This window comes from Bradyrhizobium uaiense, from assembly GCF_010811875.1.
Lineage (GTDB): Bacteria > Pseudomonadota > Alphaproteobacteria > Rhizobiales > Xanthobacteraceae > Bradyrhizobium > Bradyrhizobium uaiense.
Genome location: NZ_VKHP01000170.1, coordinates 1 through 21,093 on the forward strand (window position 1 = coordinate 1; position 21,093 = coordinate 21,093).

The following is a 21,093-nucleotide window of genomic DNA, read 5'->3' on the forward strand; positions in this document are numbered from 1 at the left end:
CGCCGCCCCGCACGCCGCCGCCCCCCCCCCGGACGCGCCCCCCCCCGCTCCCGCCCCCCCCCCGCGCCCGGCCCCGCCGCCGGCCGACGCACCCGCGAAGCCGCCCCCGCCCCCCCCGCCACCGGCTGCTGCTCCGCCGCATCCGACACCGCCGCCTCCGCCCGCAGCCGCGCCTGCGCGGCCCGCGCCGCCTGCGCCGCCCGCGGCTGCCCCTGCGCATCCGACACCGCCCGCCGCTCCCGCGCGACCTGAACCGCCCGCAGCGCGCCCGGCTACGCCGCCGCCGGCAGCCGCGCCTGCACGGCCCGAGCCACCTGCGGCTGCGCCCGCCAAGCCGGCACCATTGCCGACACCGGCACGGCCGGAGCCGCCCGCAGCAGCACCCGCGAAGCCCGCAACGCCGCCACCGCCGGCGGCTGCACCCGCACATCCGACGCCGACCCCACCGCCGCCGGCGGCAGCACCGCAACGGCCGGGCACACCGCCGACGCCTGCGCCCGGAGCCGCGCACACGCTGCCGACACCCGCGCCGGGTGCCGCAACACCGGCAGCACCGGGCGCTGCTGCTCCGGCAGCGCGCCCCGGCACGCCGCCCGCGGCCGCAACGCCGACGCCGGCCGCAACACCGACGCCCGGAGCTGCCGCACCGGGAGCTACAACTGCACCGGCCGAACACCTGCGCGGCGAACGTCCCGGTGGCGCCAAGCAACCGCCGGGCACGCCGCCCGTCACAACGTCGCCGACAACGCCTGCGCCTTCGGCAACGACAACACCGCCCGCAGCAGGCGGACAGCCGCCCGCGCGACCCGGCACGCCTGTTACCCCGCCCGCCACGACGGCTCCCGGCGCGACGCCCACGCCACCGGCTCCGGGTCAGCAGGGACGTCCAGCCACGCCTCCCGGAACGCCTCCGGCACCGGGAGCAGCGATGGGCGCCCCCGGCGCGACACCGGCTCCTGCCCAGCAGGCACGCCCGGGCGTTGCGCCCGGAGTATCGCCGGCCGCTGGAGCCGCCATGGGCGCGCCGGCACCGTCGGTCGTCCCCGGCTCGGCGGCCGCAACGCCACCGCCCGGCAAGGCGCAATACGCTCCGCCGACGGTTGCACCGGCATTCCGGGCCGCGCCTGCGGTCGCGGCACCGCTGCCGCCACCGCCGCGGCATGACAACATCACGCCGCTCGCGATCGGCGCCGCGGTCGGTGCAGGCGTGGTGGCCGGCGCCATCATCGGCGGGAGCATCGCCGACCTGCGCGGCCAGCGGCAGGAAGTGGTCGAAGACGGCCGTACCATCTACACCGAGCCGGACCGCGTCATCATCCGCGATCCCAGTGGACAGGCCTATGTCCGTGGCGACGATGTCTACCGCTTCCGCTATGGCGCACGCGACATTCGCACCGAGACGATCGGCGGCGAGACCCGTACCATCGTGGTGCGTCCCGACGGCAGCGAGATCATCACCGTGGTCGGTGCCGACGGCCAGATGCTGCGCCGAATCCGCAGGGATCCCGGCGGGCGCGAGCTCATCATCATCGACAACAGCTATCGCGATCCGCGTGCGGTCGGCGGCTTCTATGTCGACGTACCGCCGCCGGTGGTCAACATCCCCTACGATCGCTACATCGTCGACGCTCAGGAGGCGTCGCCCGACGTGATCTACGAGACCATGGAGGCACCACCGGTGCAGCGGATCGATCGGCGCTACTCGCTCGAGGAGATCCGCTACAGCCCCAATGTCCGCATGCAGATGCCGAGCATCGACCTCAACACGATCAACTTCGACTCCGGATCGTGGACCATCCCACCGGATCAGGCGGCGAGGCTGCAGGTGATCGCCGACGGCCTCAACCGGGCCATCCAGCGCAATCCGCGCGAGGTGTTCCTGATCGAAGGCCACACCGATGCGACCGGCAACGACACCGACAATCTGTCGCTGTCCGACCGCCGTGCGCAGTCCGCCGCCGAGTTGCTGACGCAGCAGTTCGGCGTGCCGGCCGAAAACCTGACCTCGCAGGGTTACGGCTCGCAATATCTGAAGGAGCAGACCGACGGACCGAGCCGCATCAACCGGCGCGTCACCGTCCGCCGCATCACCCCGCTGCTCAACGGCGACACCGCCTCCGCCGCCCCGCCGCGCTAAGCCGGCGAGACATCACGATACGAAATGGCCGGGAGCGATCCCGGCCATTTTTGTTGGCGATGACGCCAGAACTTTCGCTTTGGTCTCGCCCTGCCTGCCGAGCACTTCATCCGAGGCCCGGATCTGTCTTCTCCTTCCCCCTGAAAGGGGGAAGGTCGGGATGGGGGCCCAGCCGCAGACTCTGCTGCATGCGGAGAGAGCAGATCCCACCCGCTTTGCTCTAACGAGCAAAGCGACCTCCCCTTTTCAAGGGGAGGTGGGAGGGCATCTATGGGCTCGTAAGCTCACCGTCCCATCTGCGCCGGATCGTAGAAGAAGCGCTCCTCGATCAGCTCCTCGCCGCGCCAGGTCTGCCAGGCGACCTCCTCCATGCTGCGGACCTTGCCGTCCTTGCCGGTGAATTCGAACCGCCAGCAGATCGCCGAATGATCGCCGTCGAGCAGCAGCGGCCCGAGCCGCGTCGTCTTCACGCCGGAGACCGCGGCCAGCACCGCCGCCTCGCGCGCCGCCAGCGCCTCGCGGCCGACGCGCCATTCGCCGTCGTTCTCCTGGGTGCGGGCATCGGCCGTATAGAAGTTCCGGATCGCGGCAACATGGTCGTTGGCTTCGACCGTGTCAGCGAAGGCTTGCAGCGTCTTGAGCGAAGGCATGGGCATTCTCCATTTACCGACTGACAGTCGGTATTTATCGACTGATAGTCGGTAAGTCAATTGGCTTGCGGATGGAACTGGGCTACAGATACACGATGGCAACCCAGGCCGAGCGGCGCGAGAAAACCAGAGCCGCCATCGTCAAGGCGGCACGGCGCATCTTCGGCGAGCGCGGCTTTGCGGCTGCGACGATGGACGACATCGCCAGCGGCGCGCGGGTTGCAAAAGGCGCGGTCTATCATCACTTCGCGACCAAGGAGGCGGTGTTCGAGGCCGTGTTCGAGCAGGTGTCGATCGATCTCGTCGCCGATCTCGATCGCATCTCGCGCGCGGAGAACGATCCGCTGGCAGCGATGGCGGCGGGAACGCAGGGCTATTTCGCGGCGTGCTCGAAGGGTCCGACCGGTCAGATCATCCTGCGCGACGGTCCGGCCGTGCTTGGCTGGGAACGCTGGCGCGAGATCGACGCCAAGCATTTCGGCGGCAAATTTCCGCGCGCGCTTTCCGCTGCGATGGACGCCGGCGTAATCGCAAAGCAGCCGATCGAGCCCCTGGCGCGGCTCTTGCTCGGCGCGGTGACGGAGGCAGCCGTTGCGGTGTCAGCGGGACCCGATATCGGCAAGACCGGCACCGATTACGCGCGGGCGTTTCGGTCGTTGCTGGATGCGCTCAGGGTGAAGTGAATTTCGGGAATACGTAGAGTGAGGTCGAGCGCGAATCCCTCCGCGCGTCGTTCCGGCGAAAGCCGGGATCCATAACCACGACCGTCAATTGTTGTGCGACGCTGGAGCCACAGCTCGCCTCAACAACGCGATCCTGTGGTTATGGGTCCCGGCCTTCGCCGGGACGACAGCGAGTTTATATCGGCAGCCTCAGTCCTTGTCGCTCTCGAGCTGGAAGATCTGCGAGCCTTCGCCGCTCGATATGAGGCCGGTCTTGTTGTAAAGGCCGAGCTTGGCGCGGGTGTCTGAGATGTCGAGGTTGCGCATCGTCAGCTGGCCGATGCGGTCGGCCGGCGTGAAGGCGGCGTCCTCGACCTTCTCCATGCTCAAGCGCTCCGGCGCATAGGTCAGGTTCGGGCTCTCGGTGTTGAGGATGGAATAGTCGTTGCCGCGGCGCAGCTCCAGCGTCACCTCGCCGGTGACGGCGCCCGCCACCCAACGCTGCGCGGTCTCGCGCAGCATCAAGGCCTGCGAATCGAACCAGCGGCCCTGGTAGAGCAGGCGGCCGAGCCGCATGCCGCTGATGCGGTACTGCTCGATCGTATCCTCATTGTGGATGCCGGTGACGAGACGCTCATAGGCGATGTGCAGCAGCGCCATGCCGGGCGCCTCGTAGATGCCGCGGCTCTTGGCCTCGATGATACGGTTCTCGATCTGGTCGCTCATGCCGAGGCCATGGCGGCCGCCGATCGCGTTGGCTTCGAGGAACAGCGCGACCGGATCGGCAAACGTCTTGCCGTTCAGTGCGACCGGCTGGCCTTCCTCGAAGCGCACCACGACCTTCTCGGGCTTGACGTCGCAATCGGCGCGCCAGAACGGCACGCCCATGATCGGGTTGACGATGGTGATGCCGCTCGACAGGCTCTCGAGATCCTTCGCCTCATGGGTCGCGCCGAGCAGATTGCTGTCGGTCGAATAGGCCTTCTCAGCGCTCATCTTGTAGGCGAAGCCCTGCGCGGTCATGAAGGCCGACATCTCGGCGCGGCCGCCGAGCTCGTCGATGAACTGCTGGTCGAGCCAGGGCTTGTAAATCCGCAGGCTCGGATTGGTCAGCAGGCCGTAGCGGTAGAAGCGCTCGATGTCGTTGCCCTTGTAGGTCGAGCCGTCGCCCCAGATGTTGACGCCGTCCTCCTGCATCGCCGCGACCAGCATCGTGCCGGTCACCGCGCGGCCGAGCGGGGTGGTGTTGAAATAGGTGATGCCGCCGGTCGAGATGTGGAACGCGCCGGACTGGATCGCGGCGATGCCCTCATGGACCAGCTGGGTGCGGCAGTCGACCAGGCGGGCCTTCTCGGCACCGAAGTCCATCGCCTTGCGCGGGATCGCGTCGTAATCGGCCTCGTCGGGCTGACCGAGATTGGCGGTGTAGGCAAAGACCTTGGCGCCCTTCAGCTTCATCCAGAGCAGCGCCGCCGAGGTGTCGAGCCCGCCCGAGAACGCGATGCCGACTTTTTCGCCGGTGGGCAGGCTTTTCAGAATCGTACTCATGGGACGGTCCAATCGGTCGAAATCGAAGAGGTTTTCAGACTTGGCGAATATCAAATTTCCGGAGCAGGGGCACGCGTTTAATCAGGCTTCGGGCCGGCTCGGCGCTGCCTTGCCGCCCCGGCGCCAGCGCTGCATCCAGCGGTAGCCCGGCATCGCGAGCCGGGTCAGCGCCGCAGCGACCTGGGCGTCTGTCAGCCGGGGCGAGGCCCAGCGGTAGATCAACGCATAGAACAGCCAAACCGTAAGGAACGACACCAGGCCCGCGATCGCCACATCGGTGAAAAAGTGCCCGCCGAAGGCCATTCGAAGCCCGCTGGTGACGATGCCGAACACGGTGGCGCCTGCAAAGGCCAGCGGCCGCCATGCGGGCGGCGCCAGCGCTGCCGGCGCGTAGGTCCAGAACGCGGTGGCGCCCTCGCCGGAGAAGAACGAGCAGTTGCGCGGGCAGCCGCCGCGCGGATCCCACCACGGCATGAATTGCAGGTCGCCGCCGAACTGCGTCACGAACATCGGCCGTGGCCGGCCCCAATAGTTCTTGAAGGTGAAGTTGGTGAGTACGCCGGCCGAGAGCAGCATCGTGGTGAGCAGGAACACCGCGGCGCGGCCCGACATCAGCATCGGCCGCTCCGGTTGGATGAATTTCCAGACGATGGTCACGATCGCCGGCAGCACCAGCGCCCAGGCGATCCACATCGCCGCATCGCGCGCGAACTTTGCCACCGCGTCGAGCTTGACGGGGAAGGTGTTCTGCGCGGCATCGTAGAACAGCGCGGCGAGCTTGAGATCGAGTTCGGGATAGAGCCCGAACAGGATGCCGATGATGAGTGCGAGCGCCAGCGCGATGAAAAGTCCAGTCCGGTTCATGGCGCGCGGTTTAGCCGAGGAGGTGGGACATGAAAAGTGCGAGAGCGTCGCGCACCCTCCCCTGGAGGGTAAGAGTTGGCATCACGGCTGCGGCGATTGCGACGGTAACGGCGGAGGCGGAGACAACGGACGCCGCGGCTCGCGCCAGGCCCCGGCGGCGCGGCCGGCGATCAACCAGTAGACCAGGCCCGCGACGATGCCGGCGCCGGTCATGATCTCCATGTGCCGGCGCACGATACCGTGGAACTGCATCATATCGGGATCGAACGGAACGAGGCCGAGATAGCAGGCTGCGCCGACGATCGCGCCGCCGACGGCATAAGCCAGCACGCTCCTGATGTAGAACGCCTCGGTGATCAGTACCACGATCAGCGCAGGCAGCAGCGCAAAGCCGGAGATGAAGATGAAGCCAAAGCCGAGCACGATGTTAACAGCGCTCTGGTCGATCTGGCCGCCGAAATCACTGATCTCGGGATACAGCACCGCGACGACCACGATGATCCCTGCCACGAAGCAGGCCATCAGGAAGCCGAAGGCGACGACGAACAGGCGGCCGATCAAGGCCATCAAATCAATCCGTCATCGCCATCGCGCGCAGCGCCTGGCGCTCGCGGGCGGAGAGCTTTTCGGTCTCCGACTTGAGCTGGCCGCAGGCGGCGAGGATGTCGCGGCCGCGCGGCGTGCGCACCGGCGAGGAATAGCCGGCGTTGAAGATGTATTCGGAGAACTTTTCGATCTGCTCCCAGTCCGAGCATTCGTAGGCGGTGCCCGGCCACGGATTGAACGGGATCAGGTTGATCTTGGCCGGAATGCCCTTCAGCAGCTTCACCAAGAGCCTGGCGTCGTCGAGCGAATCGTTGACGCCCTTGAGCATCACATATTCGAAGGTGATGCGGCGCGCGTTCGAGGCGCCGGGATAATCGCGGCAGGCCTGCAACAATTCCTTGATCGGATATTTGCGGTTCAGCGGCACCAGCTCGTTGCGCAACTCGTCGCGCACCGCATGCAAGGAAATCGCGAGCATCACGCCGATCTCGTCGCCCGTGCGCTGGATGTTCGGCACCACGCCTGAGGTCGACAGCGTGATGCGCCGACGGGAAATGCCGATGCCTTCATTGTCGCCGACGATCAACAGCGCATCGCGCACCGCGTCGAAATTGTAGAGCGGCTCGCCCATTCCCATCATCACGATGTTGGTGACGCGGCGCGTGCCGTCCTCACGATCGGCCCAGTCGTTGAGCCGGTCGCGCGCCACCATCACCTGGCCGACGATCTCGCCGGCGGTGAGGTTGCGCACCAGCCGTTGCGTGCCGGTGTGGCAGAACGAGCAGTTCAGCGTGCAGCCGACCTGCGAGGAAACGCACAGCGTGCCGCGATCGGTCTCGGGGATGTAGACGCACTCGACCTCGTGCGGTCGCTCGACCTTGTCGCCGCTCGGCAGCCGCAGCAGCCATTTGCGGGTGCCGTCATTGGAGATCTGCTCGGCCACCACCTCGGGACGGTCGACGGTAAAATGCTTCTCGAGCTCGGCGCGCATGTCCTTCGAGACGTTGGTCATCTCGGCAAAGCTCTGCGCCCCGCGGAAATACATCCAATTCCAGAGCTGCTGGGTGCGCATCTTGCGCTGGCCCGTCTGCACCCCGATCTCGCCGAGGCGATCGGCGATCTCGGCGCGCGACAGCCCGATCAGCGACGGCTTGGCCGGCGGCACATAGGTCTCGAGCGGAACCTTTTCGACCAGCGCGCTGGCGCCGGGTACGGCTTTGGGGGTCACGGTGTCGGTCATGAAACCTCAAATAGGCCTTCCAGCCGGTGCTGGAAAGCCACCAAATACCTCGAATTTGCGTCTTAGCCCGGCTTTAACGCCGGCAGTCCTGCCCCAGCCGGTCGAGCGCCTGCGCCAGGCCCTTCAGCGAGAAGGTGTCGATCGTCTCGGTACCCTTGGCCGAGACGGCTTTTACCGTCAGATCGGCCGATTTGCGCATGGCTTCCACCATCCGCTCCTCCTCGGCCGCATTCTTGATCCAGAGGCCGTCGCCCTGCGTGTACATCGCATAAGTACCGCCGCCGACCTGGAGCGTCGATTCCGAGCCCGGCTTCACGGTGTAGCCTATCATGACCGAGACTTCGTTGACGACCTTCTCGGCCGGACGGGTCGAGATGAAGGCATAGGCCGGATCGCGCGGCCGGTTCGCCGGGTTGGTCTTCGAGGACGCCGGCTTGGCGAGCGCAAAGCACACCTTCTTGCCGTTGGGCGAGGCGGTGTACGCGCCCCAGGTGCCGAATTGGCCGATCAGCGTCGGCTCCGCGCCGCCGGCCGCAGCCGCGGCAGCCGAAGGCGCCGGCTTGGCTGCTTCCTTCGCCGCGTCTTTCTTGGGCGCAGCCTGCATTGGTGCGAGGGTGATGATCCCGCACAGACCACAAGCCGCCAGTGATGTCAGAATCTGCCGCACGGCCAACTGGTTCCCCCATCATTGTGACTGCAAGATGGCCCGGCGATTCCCCTCCGCCGGCTCGGATGGATACCCGGGAAACGCTTTTTTGGGAAGGCAATTACGGCTGGCCGCGCGTGCGGACCACAGCCGCATTGCGAGTCCATTATCCTCAGTGCGTGCTCATTGCTTGCGGATGCACATCAGACCTCGTCAGCCTTTCGCGCGCGCCGCGCGCTGGCTCTCCCACTGTGCATCGGTCCATTGCAGCAGGTCCTCGGCACCGGAACTGCGCAGATGCGAGCCGCCATCCTGTACCACCATCTCGCCATTGATGTAGCCGGCCTGATCCGAGATCAGGAAGGTCGCAAGATTGGCCAGCTCCGAATGCTCGCCGGCGCGGCCGAGCGGATTGCGATGCGACCACGTCTCATTGCGCCCTTCGGGACGCAGCTGCCCGGTGGCGCCTGCGGTCGGGAACGCACCCGGCGCGATCGCCACGGTCCGGATGCCCTTCGGACCCCATTCGACCGCAAGGCTCTTGGTCATCGCCAGCACCGCAGTCTTGGCCATCGACGACGGTACCGTGAAGGCGCGGCCGGTGATGGTGGAGGTCGAGAGGATCGAGAGCACCACGCCCTTGTGCTTGCCGTCGATCCAGCGGCGGCCGGCGGCGAGCGTGCAGTACATCGTGCCATGCAGGGTCGGCGCGAGGATCGCGTCCGCCGCGCGGAATGACAAATGTTCGCTCTGCGCAATAAAGGTTGCGGCAGCATTGTTGACGAGAACGTCGATCGGCTCGTCCTGCCAGATCTGATCCATCATCGCCTCGACCGCGGCGCCGTCGCGGATATCGCAGCGCGCAGTCGACACCTTGGCGCCGAGCTCGCTGCGGAATTTTGCTGCGGTTTCCTCCAGCAGCCCCTCGCGCCGGCCGCAGATGATCAGCTCGGCACCGAGCTCGGCAAAGCGCCGACCCATCGCCGCGCCAAGGCCGGAGCCGCCTCCGGTGATCAGGATGCGCTTTTTCGCTAGCAGGCCTTTTTCAAACATAGTTTGATCCCTCCGCACTGTATTGTCGCTCCGCCGCAAATCCGGCATGAAGCTTGTAGTCAAAGATCTTGCAGCTCTTTCTGCGTCCGAAACTCAGGTGTGTCCATGAAAGCCATCCTCTGCTCGCAATACTGTCAACCCGACGATCTCGTGCTGGCTGACGTGCCCGATCCGGTGGCAGGTCCCGGGGAAGCCGTGATCGCGATCAAGGCGGCGGCGCTGAACTTCTTCGACATCCTGATGATCCAGGGCAAGTACCAGATCAAGCCGCCGTTCCCGTTCTCGCCGGCCGCCGAAGTTGCCGGCGTGATCGAGAGCGTCGGCGCGGGTGTCACTGATCTGAAGGTCGGCGACCGCGTCGTTGCGTCATGCGGCCACAACGGCGCGCGCGACAAGATCGCGCTCCCGGCGAATTCGATCGTGAAGATTCCCGACAATCTCGATTACGACCGCGCCGCAGGCATCATCATCATCTACGGCACCGCGCTGCATGCGCTGGAAGATCGCGCGAGCCCGAAGCCGGGCGAGACGCTCGCTGTGCTCGGCGCTGCCGGCGGCACCGGCCTTGCCGCGTGCGAGCTCGGCAAGTTGATGGGCCTGAAGGTGATCGCCTGCGCCTCGTCGGACGAGAAGCTCGCATTCGCCAAGCAGCACGGCGCCGAGCTGACGCTGAACTACGCCAAGGAGGATCTCAAAGAGGGCCTGCGCAAGCTGACCGATGGCAAGGGCGCCGACATCGTGTTCGATCCGGTCGGCGGCTCCTATGCCGAGGCCGCGTTGCGCTCGACCGCATGGGAAGGCCGCTTCCTGGTGATCGGCTTTGCCGCCGGCGACATTCCGAAGATTCCGCTCAACCTCGCGCTGCTGAAGGGCTGCGATATCCGCGGCGTGTTCTGGGGCGCATGGGCGCGGCAGAATCCGGAGAAGAACCGCAAGAACCTCGAGAAGCTCGTGCAGTGGACCGCGGAAGGCAAGATCTCGTCGCACGTCGACCAAACCTTCCCGCTGTCGCAGACCGCGGAAGCGTTGAAGGTACTCGCCGGCCGCAAGGCGATGGGCAAGGTGATCCTGCATCCGGGAAGCTGAGGAAGCGATTGCGTAGCCCGGATGGAGCGCAGCGAAATCCGGGACCGCTCGATCGATTAGTGAGAAAGACCCCGGATTACGCAACGCTTCATCCGGGCTGCAGGCCCTCCTTCTCCTTCCCCCTGAAAGGGTCGGGATGGGGGTCAGCCGCAAGCGACGCTGCAAGCGGAAAGAGCAGATCCCCACCCGCTTTGCTCTCGCGAGCAAAGCGACCTCCCCTTTTCAAGGGGAGGTTAAACCTCACTCCTCCGCAGGCACCCCGCGTTTCAACGCGGCGCGCGCGGCTTCGCGATGCTCCGGCGTGATGTGGCTTGCCACCATGCGGATCGCGGTTGCGAGCACGGCGGCATCATCGGTGAAGCCGAGAACCGGCAGCATGTCGGGAATGAAATCGAACGGCAGGATGAAATAGGCGATTGCGCCGAGCAGAGCGGCCTGGACATGGCGCGGCGTCTGCCGGTCGAAGGCGCAGTAATACGCAGCCAGCAGGTCCTCGGCGAAAGGCAGGCGCGCGACCACCTTCTTGAACTTGATCCAGAAGCGGCGGCGCACACTTTCCCGGTCCTGCGCCAGCCGGTCGGCAGGCTCAAATCCCACGCCGTATTCGGACGTTGCCATCGCAAGGGTTCCTCGCGCCGCGCGACGTTTCGGCGGCGAACGATGCGAATCTGGGGATGTCGGGCAACCGGCGCAAGGCTACGGGCAGCCGGGTCAGTTGACCCCGAGCTGCCTTGCGATCGCGTTCATGGCCTTGGCGAGGTCGATATCGCGCTTGGTCACCCCGCCGACATCGTGGGTCGCCAGCACGACCTCGACGGTCTTGTAGACGTTCTTCCACTCGGGGTGATGGTCGCTCTTCTCGGCCACCAGGGCGGCGCGCGCCATGAAGCCGAAGGCCTCGTTGAAGTCCTTGAATACGAAGGTCTTTGCAATCGCCTCGCGTCCGGCAAGTTCCGACCAGCCGGCCAGTTCCCAAAGCGCGGCCTTCCTTGCTTCCGCTGACAGCTTTTCGACCATGGCAACCCTCCCGTTTGACGCCGACCTTAGCCTAACAACCGGCCTCCGGGGTGGGATCCATGCCGAAATTGAGGCCGGAATCGCGTCCTATCGCCGCCGGTAACCATGACGGAGATGTAACATCTGTCGGTTCTGGAATTTGCTACAAATAGAGGGTGTATGCGCGTTGGCAGTTTTGCGAGATTGAGCCCCGACGATTGTTTGCGAGATCGATGACCTGAGATCGATGACCGACGGCTCCGCCAGCATATCGCCCAAGCCGCAGCGTTCGGCAAAGCGGCGACTGATGTTCGTATTGATCGCGGGCGCGCTCGCCATCATCGGCACGCTGATGGCCGGCTATTACTTCGCGGTACGTCCGGTGACGCTGCGGATCGCAGTCGGCCCGGCGAACAGCGATGACCTCAAGGTCGTTCAGGCGCTGGCGCAAGCCTTCAACAACCAGCAGCATACCCAGGTCAAGCTCCGACCGGTGCAGACCGACGGTGCCTCCGCCAGCGCGCAGACGCTGGCCGACGGCAAGGCCGATCTCGCCATCATCCGCGGCGATCTCGAAGTGCCGAAGAATGCGCAGGCGGTCGCGACCCTGCGCAAGAACGTCGTGGTGATGTGGGTTCCGCCCGCGAAGGGCAAGGTTCGGAAGTCGGCTCGGATCACCAAGATTGCACAGCTTGCCGGCCGCAAGATCGGCGTCGTCGGACGCACCCCGGCCAATGTCAATTTGCTGAAACTGATCCTGACACAATACGGCGTCGATCCGATGAAGGTCGATATCGTTCAATTCCCGGCCAATGAGGCGACGGACGCCATCAAGAACCTGAAGGCCGACGCCTATCTCGCCGTCGGCCCGGCCAACAGCAAGATCACGATCGATGCAATCACGGCGTCGACCAAGGACGGCGGCGAGCCCACGTTCCTGCCGATCGACGCCTCGGAGGCGATCGCGCAAAATCATCCGGCCTATGAGGCAGCGGAAATTCCGGCCGGCTCGCTCGGCTCGGCCGACCGGCCCGACGACGAGGTGAAGACGATCAGCTTCTCGCACCATCTCGTCGCGCGAAAGGGCCTGTCGGACTCGCCGGTCGCGGCGTTCACCCGGCAATTGTTTGCGATCCGGCAGTCGCTCAAGAACGATTTCCCGCTCGCCGCCAAGATCGAGACGCCCGACACCGACAAGGATGCCACCATTCCGGCGCATCCGGGCGCGGCCGCCTTCGTCGATGGCGAGGAAAAGACCTTCCTCGACCGCTACAGCGACTACATCTGGTGGAGCCTGATGGCGTTCTCGGCGATGGGCTCGGCCGGTGCGTGGTTCGCCGGCTATCTCAAGCAGGACGAGCGCAACACCAACACCTCACAGCGCGACCGGCTGCTGGAGATGCTGAAGGGCGCACGGCAAAGCGATTCGACCGAAGAGCTCGACCAGATGCAGGCGGAAGCCGACGATATCCTGCGTCACACGCTGGACAGCTTCGAGCACGGCGCCATCGAAGAAGGCACGCTGACCGCGTTCAACATCGCGCTCGAGCAGTTCCACAACGCGGTCGCCGACCGCAAGGCGCTGCTGCTGAGCATGCCGCAGAATTTGCAGCGCACCGCGACGCAGTTTCGCGCGGCGGGCACGGCGTAGGTCCTTAACGTTCTTCGCTGTGAGGGAGTTGCCGGCGGTTGGGTTCCCTCCCCCCTTGCGGGGGAGGGTTAGGGAGAGGGGTAAGCCCCGGGCGGGACATTTGTGGAGAACGACGCCTTCGCAGCTCAGTCATTTGTCAAACGGCATCTTGAGAGAACGCGTCGTGTGGCACCCCTCTCCCTAACCCTCCCCCGCAAGGGGGGAGGGAGCCCGACCGGCGTGCTCACCTCACGACTTGCGTAATCCGTAACGCCCTGCTCGCTGCGCCCCTGTAATCTCTCCGTCATGGAATTTTCCTAGGTCTTGATACGCCCGCGGCGCATTGTCGCCGTGACCTGAGGAGGCTCCCCATGACGATCCGGTTCTCGCGAAACCTCACCCGCCGACACTTTCTCTCCACTGCGGCTGCGGCCGGCGCCGGCGTGATCGCGATGCCTTATCTGTCGCGCGCCGCCGATCGTCCCGTGATCACCCATGGCGTGCAGTCCGGCGATGTCGGCGTCGACGGCGGCGTGGTGTGGGCGCGTGCGGACCGGCCGTCGCAGATGATGGTCGAGGTCGCGACCACGGAATCGTTTAAGGACGCCCGCGCGCTGCCGCCGATCACGGCGCTGCCGGAGAGCGACTTCACCGCCAAGACGCTGCTGGAGAACCTGCCCTCCGGCCAGGACATCTTCTATCGCGTCCGCTTCCGCGACCTCGCCCATATCGACGTTGTCGGCGAGCCCGTGGTCGGCCGCTTCCGCACCGCGCCGAGCGACCGCCGCGACGTCTCCTTCGTGTGGGGCGGCGACGTCGCCGGCCAGGGCTGGGGCATCAACCCCGACGACGGCGGCATGATCACCTTCGCCGCGATGAAGAAGCACGCCCCGGATTTCTTCCTGCATTCCGGCGACACCATCTATGCCGACGGCATCATCACCGCCGAGCAGAAGCAGCCCGACGGCAAGATCTGGAAGAACATCACGATCCCGGAGAAGGCCAAGGTCGCCGAGACGCTCGACGAGTACCGCGCCGCGCACAAATACAATTTCCTCGACTCGAACCTGCGCGCCTTCAATGCCGAAGTGCCGATCTTCGTGCAGTGGGACGATCACGAGGTAACCAACAACTGGTCGCTCTCGAAGCAGCTGCCGGCGGCCTACAAGGAGCGCGACATCAACGTGCTCGCCGCGCGCGCCGCAAAAGCCTTCCACGAGATGTATCCGATGCGCGAGAGCATCGTCGAGCCGGGCCGGGTCTATCGCACGCTGAGCTACGGCCCGCATCTCGACGTCTTCATGCTCGACGAGCGCAGCTATCGCGGCCCGAACGGTCCGAACCTGCAGGAGCACTACGGCCCCGACGCCTATTTCATCGGGCCGGACCAGATGGCCTGGCTGAAGCGCGCGCTGCTCAACTCGCGCGCCACCTGGAAGGTGATCGCCTCCGATATGCCGCTCTCGCTGATCGTCTACGACGATGCGACCAACAAGAAGGGTTCGGAAGCCTTCGCGCAAGGCGATGGCCCGGCCCGCGGTCGTGAGCTCGAGATCGCCGACATCCTGCGCTTCATCAAGACCGCAGGGATCGCCAATACGGTTTGGCTGACCGCCGACGTGCACTATGCCGCCGCGCATTACTACAATCCGAACAAGGCCCAGTTCCAGGAGTTCGACCCGTTCTGGGAATTCGTCTCCGGTCCGCTGCATGCCGGCACGTTCGGTCCGAACGAACTCGACAACACGTTTGGTCCCGAGGTGAAGTTCGTCAAGGCGCCGGGCGAAGCCAACCAGAACCTGCCGCCGTCGGCAGGCATGCAGTTCTTCGGCCACGTCAAGATCGACGGCAAGAGCGGGCAGATGACGGTGAGCCTGCGCGACCGCGTCGACGCCGAGCTGTGGGCGATCATGCTCGATCCGAAGCCGGTGTAATTCGGCCGCAGCCGGAACCGCGCTCCCTGTCCGCGATGCCCTTGTCCCAAAGGCAGGGGCGTTGCGATTGACGGGGGATGGACGCGACCTGCCTCTTCCGGTACCTCTAGCGAAGCCGTTATGCTGGGGGCCCGGAGGGGCGGAGCATGAGGCGCTGCGAATTCTTTCGCGTGCTCGGTGGCATCGTCGCGGGGTTTCGGCCTCGCCGCTTGGTTATTGTCGCGATCGCAGTGTTCGCACTGCTGCCGGTCGAAGCCGGCGATGCCGGCTGGCTGCCCGATCTCTTCAAGAGTTCATCCAAACAGGCCAAGGCGCCCAAGCGCGCGAAGTCGGCAAGGCAGTCGACAAGGCCGGCCAAATCGGCCAAGCACCGCGCCCCGGCCAAGCACCACGCCACCCGGCTTGCTGCGCTTGGGCCGGTCGCCCTGCCGCCTTCGGTTCTCAAGCCGGCCGCGGGCAAATGCGATCCCGCGACATTCCGGATCGTTCTGGATGTCGGGCATACCGCTGAATCGGAAGGCGCGATCAGCGCGCGCAACGTCGCCGAGTTCGCGTTCAACCTGCGCCTTGCACGGCTGATCGCGGAGAGGCTGAAGGCCGACGGCTTTGCCGAAACCAGGCTGCTTCTCACCGAAGGCAAGGCAAGACCCAGCCTGTTCAAGCGGGTCGCGAGCGCCAACAATCTGCACGCGGATCTGCTGCTGTCGATCCACCACGATTCCGTACCCAACAAGATGCTCGAGGACTGGGAATTCGAGGGCAAGAAGAGCCATTTCAGCGACCGCTTCAGCGGGTACTCCGTGTTCGTCTCCCGGGAGAATCCGGACTTCGAGACGAGCCTCCGGTTCGCCGAACTGATCGCGAAGGAAATGAAGGCGCAGGGGCTGCACTATGCCGTGCAATACAGCCTGCCCATCATGGGTAGCAACCAACACCCGCTGTTGAACAAGGACACCGGCGTCTACAGCTACAATGAGTTGATCGTGCTGCGGAAGACCGCGATGCCCGCCGTCCTGCTGGAGGCAGGCTCGATCATCAACCGGGACGAAGAACTCAAGATGGATTCGCCGGAACACCGCAACGTCATCGCCGGCGGTGTCGCGTCTGCCGTGCAGGAGTTCTGCGATCCGCGATGGTCGCTGCTCGGTCCGCTCTGACGGCCTGATGATTTCATTCCTGCTTGCCGGCCTTGAGCTCCGCAAATTTGGCAAGCGCCTGTTCGAACTTGGCGTTGAACAGCCACATCGCATCGAGGATCTCGCGGAAGGTTGCAGATGTCCGGGCCCGGTCGGCCCGGCCGTAAGCGAAGACGCTGTTGTTCCGCAGATATCCCATGATCCTGGGATCGGAAATTCTGTAGCCTGTGAGGTTGCCCGACCTGAGCGCGGCTTTGGTCGGCGTCGGAATGATCTGGATCAGCTCGAACAGCTTCATTTGATCGATCGGATCGGGCAGGGCTTTTGCGATCGCCGGAACCTGCGGGAAGATTTCCGCATGCGCGTTCATGAGGCCGTCGCGCACCGCGGTCCAGTGATTGAACCGGTGATCGAGATTGCCGGCGCGTGCTTCTTCCTTGTCGTCGCGACGGCTCAGCGCAGGATCGAGGGCAGCGATCGATCCTTTGATGGCTAACCACTTCTTGCGACCGTTGTGGTCTTCGGACGGGCCGGTCTGCAGGCTCCCTTTGTAGGTGTTCGACCGCGCATTCCCTGCATTCTGCTTGCCGTTCGTCTCGGCAAAGAACAGGCCGAGGCTGATGCGGCCGGCGGCCGCGGCGGCGGCGGCGTCCAGACCCTTGGCGCGCGCGATCACCGTCGCCAGATCGACGACGTCCTTGAATGGCGTCTCGGATGTTTGCGCGCCGGCAGGCGGCGCCTCCATGACGTCAAAGAGCTTCCGGTACTCATCGAGCAGCGGGTCATTGTCGGCGTCGAAATAGGCTGGAGGGATTCCCAGTTTGCCGGGCCTTCCAATCCGGGACGGCAGCGCGTCGGTAAGATCCTTGTACGTGCTCATCATCTCGACACGGGCAAGATAGATCGCCTGGCCCGGCAGGTTCGGCAACGGCTGATTGGCATCGATCTGCGCGCGCCGCTGGCGCAGGATCGAGACGAAGTTCTTCAGGGCATTGTCGTAGGTCTCAAGCGCCGCGGATTGCGCGCCCGTCAGCGCGGCCGGCGCAGCGGCCGCGGGAGACACGAAATGACCGACGATCGCCGAGGCGAGCGGCGACGCGAGCAGCAGAGCGAGAGAGAGCGCGGCTGCGGGCGCAGCGGCAGATGTCCTGATCGCCATGGCGGCTTCCCGAGGCCTGTGCGTCGTCGAATCCGACTGGATCGTAGACGACGAACGCGCCGACGGCGAGGCCCGAGGCCCGAGGCCCGACGCCCCGTCAGAGTCCGTTTCGCAGCGCGGCTTCCAGCGTCTCGCTCGAACACGGCTTGTTCAGCCGCGGCTTGCCGGCGAGCGAATCCGGCAGCCTGATATCCGTGCCATAGCCCGTGACGAACGCGAACGGCACCTTCAGCGCATCGAGCCGCTCGGCGATTGCGAAGGTCTTCTCGCCCCTGACGAGGCCGACGTCGAGCAGCGCGAAATCCGGCGCGCGCTCGGCAATCAGCTCGAGCGCGCGGGCGACGTTCGCAGCGGTGCGCACCGTCCGGGCGCCGAAGCCGAGGATGGTATCCTCGAAATAGAGCGAGATGATCGGATCGTCCTCGACGACCAGGACGTCGCCGGGCATGCTGGCATTGGGAGCGGATTCCATGGCTCGTTGTCCATTTCTTCGATGATGGATGAGAGACCGGATCAGTCCGGCCGGATGGCCCGCGACCGGCGCCCAAAGGCACGCCGGCTGTTCCCGAAATGAAACCATCACATCGCGAGCCGCCGCGTCTGTTCACTAGTGAACATAAACGCTGGAACTTTCTAGTTATGGTCCGCGTTGCGTTCTCAGGATATTCCAAATGATTACAAAGCCGACCGAGTTGGCCGGAACGAACGACCGGCCGTTCAATAATCTTTTGCGCCGGCTCAACGCCGCCGACTACGAGCTGATCGCGCCGTTCCTTGCGGTGGTCGAGGCCGAGGCCGGCGACCTGCTCTACAATCCCGGCGACGATGTCCAGATCGTGCATTTTCCGTGCGGACCGAGCCTTGCGTCCTACATGGTGCCCAACGAAGACGGGCGCGATGTCGAGACCATCCTGGTCGGCCGCGAGGGCGCGGTCGGCGGCATCGTCAGTCAGGGATTCCTGCCGGCCTATACCCGCATCACCGTCAAGTTCGGCGGCCCGTTCGTGCGACTGCCGATCAGCAGGCTCGACGCCGCCAAGCTGAGGTCGATCTCGGTGCGCAACATCTTCGCCCGATACGCGGACTGCATGCTGGCGCAGATCTTCCAGTCAACCGCCTGCAATGCGATCCACTCGATCGAGCAGCGCGCCGCGAAATGGATCATCTCGGCGATCGAGCGCACCAACGGCAATGGCGTGGTGCCGCTCACGCATGAGCAGCTCTCGACCCTGCTCGGCGTCGGTCGCAGCTACACCAGCCGGGTGATCCAGAACTTCAAGGCGGAGGGCGTGCTGGATACCCGCCGCGGCGCGATCGTGATCCGCGACCCGGACAAGCTCAAGCTGCGCTCCTGCCTGTGCAACGAGGCGGTGAAGGATCACTTCGAGGAAGTGCTGCGCGGGGTCTATCCAAGCGAGGACAACCCGGCGAACTGATGCCGCCGCTTTACCTCTCCGCGCTCTTTGCGGGGAGAGGTCGGATCGCTCAGGCAATCCGGGTGAGGGGCGAGGCACATTGCTCAACAAGCTGCGAGGTGCTCGCCGGATGGATGCCCCTCACCCCAACCCTCTAAGAGCGAGCTTCGCTCGTCTCGACCCCGTAAGAACGGGGAGAGGGAGCATAGCTATCGCACACCGCGAAAATCACGCTACACTCGCCTCATGAGTGGGGCTGAACTTCACGCCGTCTTCGACGTTGCAGCATGGGGCGCGGCCGCGATCGCCATGTGGTGGTTGTCACGGGTGCGTGGGCTGCAATTCCCGCGGCAATCTTTCGAGCTGACCTATATCGCGGCGCTGGTGTTCGGCGCCGGGATCGGCGCGTACATCTTCGGCACGCTGAACCTGTGGTTCTCGGGCGTGCCCGGAATCGCCCGCTCGGTCGAGGGCGCGCTGGCCGGCGGCATCGTCGCGATCGAGCTCTATAAATGGCTGCACGGCATCTCGCTGCGCACCGGAGCGCGGTTCGCGCTGCCGCTCGCGATCGGCGTCGCGGTCGGCCGGCTCGGCTGCTATTTCGCGGGGCTCGAGGATTTCACCTATGGTACGCCGACCACGCTGCCCTGGGGCCATGATTTCGGCGACCGCGTCCTGCGCCACCCGGTGCAGCTGTATGAGAGCCTGGCGATGGCAGCCTTCGCGGCCTTCTATGTCTGGGCCGTATTGAACCGCAACGCCGCTGTCATCACCAATGGATTCTACCTCGTGCTGTTCTACTACGGCCTGCAGCGCTTCGTGTGGGAGTTCATCAAGCCCTACGGCGCGCTGATCGGCCCGTTCTCGCTGTTCCACCTGCTGTCGCTGTTTGTCATGGTCTATGCCGCCGTCATGCTCGCGACGGCGCCGAATGTGAGTGTGAAGCATGAACGCGCCGCTGCGTAAGTCCCGCCCCTACATCTTCTGGGGCCAGACCCAGTCGCTCTGCGAAACCTGCCTGACCTTGGTGCCGACCAAGATCCAGATTCTCGGCGACGAGGTCTGGTACGAGAAGCGCTGCAAGCAGCACGGCGTGCAATCGACGCTGGTCTCGACCGACCAGGCCTATTGGCGGCTGTGCAAGGATTTCATCAAGCCGGGTGACCGGCCGCTCGCCTTCCAGCGCCACACCGAATTCGGCTGCCCCTATGATTGCGGACTGTGCCCCGACCACGAGCAGCACTCCTGCCTGGCGCTGATCGAGATCACCGAGCACTGCAACCTGACCTGCCCGGTGTGCTTTGCGGATTCCTCGCCGGCACGCTCAAGCTTCACGCCGCTGGCCAAGATCGAGAAAATGCTGGACGCACTGGTGGCGAGCGAGGGCGAGCCTGACCTGGTGCAGATCTCCGGCGGCGAGCCGACGCTGCATCCGGATTTCTTCGCCATTCTGGATGCGGTACGCGCCCGCCCGATCCGCCATGTCATGATCAACACCAACGGCCTCAGGATCGCGCGCGAGCCGGAGTTCGTGGCAAAGCTCGCCGAAAACAAGCGCGGGCTGGAAGTCTACCTGCAATTCGATTCGCTCAAGCGCGAGCCACTGGTCAACCTGCGCGGCGCGGATTTGCGCAAGATCCGCCAGCAGGCGCTGGAGAATCTCGAGCGCGAGGGCGTCTCGACCACACTGGTCGCGACCATCAAGCGCGGCGTCAACGACAGCGAGATCGGCGACATCGTCCGCCACGCGCTGACCTGGACATGCGTCCGCGGCGTCACGCTGCAACCGGTACAGGACGCCGGCCGCAACGAGGATTTCAACAAGGATACCGACCGCATCATGCTCTCGGAGATCCGCCAGCGCGTGGTCGAGACCGGGGTGTTCGGCGACAAGGACATGATCCCGCTACCGTGCAATCCCGAAAGCATCTCGATCGGCTACGGCCTGCGCAACGGTGACAAGGTGCTGCCGCTGACCTCGCTGATCCCGCAGGAGCAGCTGATCGCGGTGATGCCGAACACTATCAGCCCGGAAAAATATCCGGTGCTGCGGGAAAAGTTCGTCGATTTGTTTTCGCTGTCGTCGGGGCCGCTGAACACGAGCGAACGGGTTTGCGAATTGCTGTGCTGCCTGCCGAGCTTCGAGGTGCCGGAGGGCCTGACCTACGAGAACGTGTTCCGCGTCACCATCGTGCAATTCCTCGATCGCTTCAATTTCTGCGTCGGCAACGTCAAGCGAAGCTGCATCCACTTCGTCACCGAGAGCGGCGCGGAGGCGAAGGGGGCGCGCTGGTGTCGCTCAACGCGGCACCTCCTCGCTCTGCCGTGCCTCTCGATAGGTCTGGCCGGCCAGGCTCGCGCGGATGCCGTCGATCAGCCCATTGCGGTAGA

General features: G+C 65.2%; 20 protein-coding genes. 9 read left to right on the forward strand and 11 right to left on the reverse strand.

What is annotated here, in order from left to right:
- Positions 1-2,137: OmpA family protein (locus FNJ47_RS51645; protein WP_236000200.1), on the forward strand; the 2,137-nt coding region annotated here is incomplete at its 5' end.
- A gap of 284 nt (positions 2,138-2,421) precedes the next feature.
- Here the strand turns inward: FNJ47_RS51645 and FNJ47_RS31545 are convergent.
- Positions 2,422-2,787, reverse strand: a complete 366-nt coding sequence (locus FNJ47_RS31545) for a nuclear transport factor 2 family protein (protein ID WP_163159849.1) — start codon at positions 2,785-2,787, stop codon at positions 2,422-2,424.
- 95 nt (positions 2,788-2,882) lie between these two features.
- Here FNJ47_RS31545 and FNJ47_RS31550 point away from each other — a divergent pair, with 95 nt between their 5' ends.
- Complete coding sequence (locus FNJ47_RS31550; RefSeq protein ID WP_163159850.1) at positions 2,883-3,470, forward strand: TetR/AcrR family transcriptional regulator; 588 nt, start codon at positions 2,883-2,885, stop codon at positions 3,468-3,470.
- 189 nt (positions 3,471-3,659) lie between these two features.
- Here the strand turns inward: FNJ47_RS31550 and argG are convergent, their stop codons facing one another.
- The 6 genes from argG to FNJ47_RS31580 all read right to left on the reverse strand — a co-directional run bounded on the left by argG (position 3,660) and on the right by FNJ47_RS31580 (position 9,346).
- Positions 3,660-4,997: an argininosuccinate synthase gene (gene argG, locus FNJ47_RS31555; RefSeq protein WP_163159851.1), complete on the reverse strand. Its 1,338-nt coding sequence runs from the start codon at positions 4,995-4,997 to the stop codon at positions 3,660-3,662.
- 81 nt (positions 4,998-5,078) lie between these two features.
- Complete coding sequence (locus FNJ47_RS31560; protein ID WP_163159852.1) at positions 5,079-5,861, reverse strand: phosphatase PAP2 family protein; 783 nt, start codon at positions 5,859-5,861, stop codon at positions 5,079-5,081.
- Positions 5,862-5,942: 81 nt separating this feature from the next.
- A complete protein-coding gene (locus tag FNJ47_RS31565) occupies positions 5,943-6,428 on the reverse strand; it encodes a hypothetical protein (protein WP_163159853.1) in 486 nt (161 codons plus the stop codon).
- Between the two features lie 4 nt (positions 6,429-6,432).
- Complete coding sequence (rlmN, locus tag FNJ47_RS31570) at positions 6,433-7,647, reverse strand: dual-specificity RNA methyltransferase RlmN (protein ID WP_163159854.1); 1,215 nt, start codon at positions 7,645-7,647, stop codon at positions 6,433-6,435.
- Positions 7,648-7,720: 73 nt separating this feature from the next.
- Positions 7,721-8,320 carry an invasion associated locus B family protein gene (locus FNJ47_RS31575; RefSeq protein ID WP_163159855.1) on the reverse strand — a complete coding sequence of 200 codons (600 nt, stop codon included), beginning with the start codon at positions 8,318-8,320 and terminating at the stop codon, positions 7,721-7,723.
- A 186-nt stretch (positions 8,321-8,506) separates the two neighbouring features.
- The gene (locus FNJ47_RS31580; protein WP_163159856.1) at positions 8,507-9,346 is read right to left on the reverse strand and encodes an SDR family oxidoreductase; all 840 of its coding nucleotides are present in this window, start codon (positions 9,344-9,346) and stop codon (positions 8,507-8,509) included.
- Positions 9,347-9,451: 105 nt separating this feature from the next.
- On the opposite strand from FNJ47_RS31580, the gene FNJ47_RS31585 reads away from it, so the two are divergent.
- Positions 9,452-10,432 (forward strand): NADPH:quinone oxidoreductase family protein, encoded by a 981-nt coding sequence (locus FNJ47_RS31585; RefSeq protein WP_163159857.1) that lies wholly within the window; start codon positions 9,452-9,454, stop codon positions 10,430-10,432.
- Positions 10,433-10,672: 240 nt separating this feature from the next.
- Here the strand turns inward: FNJ47_RS31585 and FNJ47_RS31590 are convergent, their stop codons facing one another.
- Complete coding sequence (locus FNJ47_RS31590) at positions 10,673-11,050, reverse strand: YkvA family protein (RefSeq protein ID WP_163159858.1); 378 nt, start codon at positions 11,048-11,050, stop codon at positions 10,673-10,675.
- A gap of 93 nt (positions 11,051-11,143) precedes the next feature.
- Positions 11,144-11,449, reverse strand: coding sequence for a 4a-hydroxytetrahydrobiopterin dehydratase (locus FNJ47_RS31595; RefSeq protein ID WP_163159859.1), 306 nt, complete (start codon positions 11,447-11,449; stop codon positions 11,144-11,146).
- Between the two features lie 226 nt (positions 11,450-11,675).
- On the opposite strand from FNJ47_RS31595, the gene FNJ47_RS31600 reads away from it, so the two are divergent.
- From FNJ47_RS31600 to FNJ47_RS31610, 3 genes are all read left to right on the forward strand, one after another.
- Entirely contained in the window at positions 11,676-13,079 is a 1,404-nt protein-coding gene (locus tag FNJ47_RS31600; protein WP_430649429.1) for a TAXI family TRAP transporter solute-binding subunit, read from the forward strand.
- 350 nt (positions 13,080-13,429) lie between these two features.
- A complete protein-coding gene (locus FNJ47_RS31605; RefSeq protein WP_163159860.1) occupies positions 13,430-14,992 on the forward strand; it encodes an alkaline phosphatase D family protein in 1,563 nt (520 codons plus the stop codon).
- Positions 14,993-15,138: 146 nt separating this feature from the next.
- A complete protein-coding gene (locus FNJ47_RS31610) occupies positions 15,139-16,149 on the forward strand; it encodes an N-acetylmuramoyl-L-alanine amidase family protein (RefSeq protein ID WP_236000201.1) in 1,011 nt (336 codons plus the stop codon).
- Between the two features lie 13 nt (positions 16,150-16,162).
- On the opposite strand, the gene FNJ47_RS31615 is transcribed toward FNJ47_RS31610, so the two are convergent.
- Entirely contained in the window at positions 16,163-17,287 is a 1,125-nt protein-coding gene (locus FNJ47_RS31615; protein ID WP_163159861.1) for a hypothetical protein, read from the reverse strand.
- 97 nt (positions 17,288-17,384) lie between these two features.
- Complete coding sequence (locus FNJ47_RS31620) at positions 17,385-17,759, reverse strand: response regulator (RefSeq protein ID WP_163159862.1); 375 nt, start codon at positions 17,757-17,759, stop codon at positions 17,385-17,387.
- A gap of 199 nt (positions 17,760-17,958) precedes the next feature.
- Here FNJ47_RS31620 and FNJ47_RS31625 point away from each other — a divergent pair, with 199 nt between their 5' ends.
- From FNJ47_RS31625 to FNJ47_RS31635, 3 genes are all read left to right on the forward strand, one after another.
- Positions 17,959-18,723, forward strand: a complete 765-nt coding sequence (locus FNJ47_RS31625; protein WP_163159863.1) for a Crp/Fnr family transcriptional regulator — start codon at positions 17,959-17,961, stop codon at positions 18,721-18,723.
- 225 nt (positions 18,724-18,948) lie between these two features.
- Positions 18,949-19,668 carry a prolipoprotein diacylglyceryl transferase gene (locus tag FNJ47_RS31630; protein ID WP_163159864.1) on the forward strand — a complete coding sequence of 240 codons (720 nt, stop codon included), beginning with the start codon at positions 18,949-18,951 and terminating at the stop codon, positions 19,666-19,668.
- Positions 19,649-21,093, forward strand: a 1,445-nt coding sequence (locus FNJ47_RS31635; protein WP_236000202.1) for a radical SAM protein, incomplete at its 3' end; no start/stop codon positions are given. The genes FNJ47_RS31630 and FNJ47_RS31635, both read left to right, overlap by 20 nt.

Coding starts and splice junctions, on each gene's coding strand:
- FNJ47_RS31545 (WP_163159849.1), bottom strand. CDS start 2,787: ATGCCTTCGCTCAAGACGCTGCAAGCCTTCGCTGACACGGTCGAAGCC.
- FNJ47_RS31550 (WP_163159850.1), top strand. CDS start 2,883: ATGGCAACCCAGGCCGAGCGGCGCGAGAAAACCAGAGCCGCCATCGTC.
- argG (WP_163159851.1), bottom strand. CDS start 4,997: ATGAGTACGATTCTGAAAAGCCTGCCCACCGGCGAAAAAGTCGGCATC.
- FNJ47_RS31560 (WP_163159852.1), bottom strand. CDS start 5,861: ATGAACCGGACTGGACTTTTCATCGCGCTGGCGCTCGCACTCATCATC.
- FNJ47_RS31565 (WP_163159853.1), bottom strand. CDS start 6,428: ATGGCCTTGATCGGCCGCCTGTTCGTCGTCGCCTTCGGCTTCCTGATG.
- rlmN (WP_163159854.1), bottom strand. CDS start 7,647: ATGACCGACACCGTGACCCCCAAAGCCGTACCCGGCGCCAGCGCGCTG.
- FNJ47_RS31580 (WP_163159856.1), bottom strand. CDS start 9,346: ATGTTTGAAAAAGGCCTGCTAGCGAAAAAGCGCATCCTGATCACCGGA.
- FNJ47_RS31585 (WP_163159857.1), top strand. CDS start 9,452: ATGAAAGCCATCCTCTGCTCGCAATACTGTCAACCCGACGATCTCGTG.
- FNJ47_RS31590 (WP_163159858.1), bottom strand. CDS start 11,050: ATGGCAACGTCCGAATACGGCGTGGGATTTGAGCCTGCCGACCGGCTG.
- FNJ47_RS31595 (WP_163159859.1), bottom strand. CDS start 11,449: ATGGTCGAAAAGCTGTCAGCGGAAGCAAGGAAGGCCGCGCTTTGGGAA.
- FNJ47_RS31600 (WP_430649429.1), top strand. CDS start 11,676: ATGACCGACGGCTCCGCCAGCATATCGCCCAAGCCGCAGCGTTCGGCA.
- FNJ47_RS31605 (WP_163159860.1), top strand. CDS start 13,430: ATGACGATCCGGTTCTCGCGAAACCTCACCCGCCGACACTTTCTCTCC.
- FNJ47_RS31610 (WP_236000201.1), top strand. CDS start 15,139: ATGAGGCGCTGCGAATTCTTTCGCGTGCTCGGTGGCATCGTCGCGGGG.
- FNJ47_RS31615 (WP_163159861.1), bottom strand. CDS start 17,287: ATGGCGATCAGGACATCTGCCGCTGCGCCCGCAGCCGCGCTCTCTCTC.
- FNJ47_RS31620 (WP_163159862.1), bottom strand. CDS start 17,759: ATGGAATCCGCTCCCAATGCCAGCATGCCCGGCGACGTCCTGGTCGTC.
- FNJ47_RS31625 (WP_163159863.1), top strand. CDS start 17,959: ATGATTACAAAGCCGACCGAGTTGGCCGGAACGAACGACCGGCCGTTC.
- FNJ47_RS31630 (WP_163159864.1), top strand. CDS start 18,949: ATGAGTGGGGCTGAACTTCACGCCGTCTTCGACGTTGCAGCATGGGGC.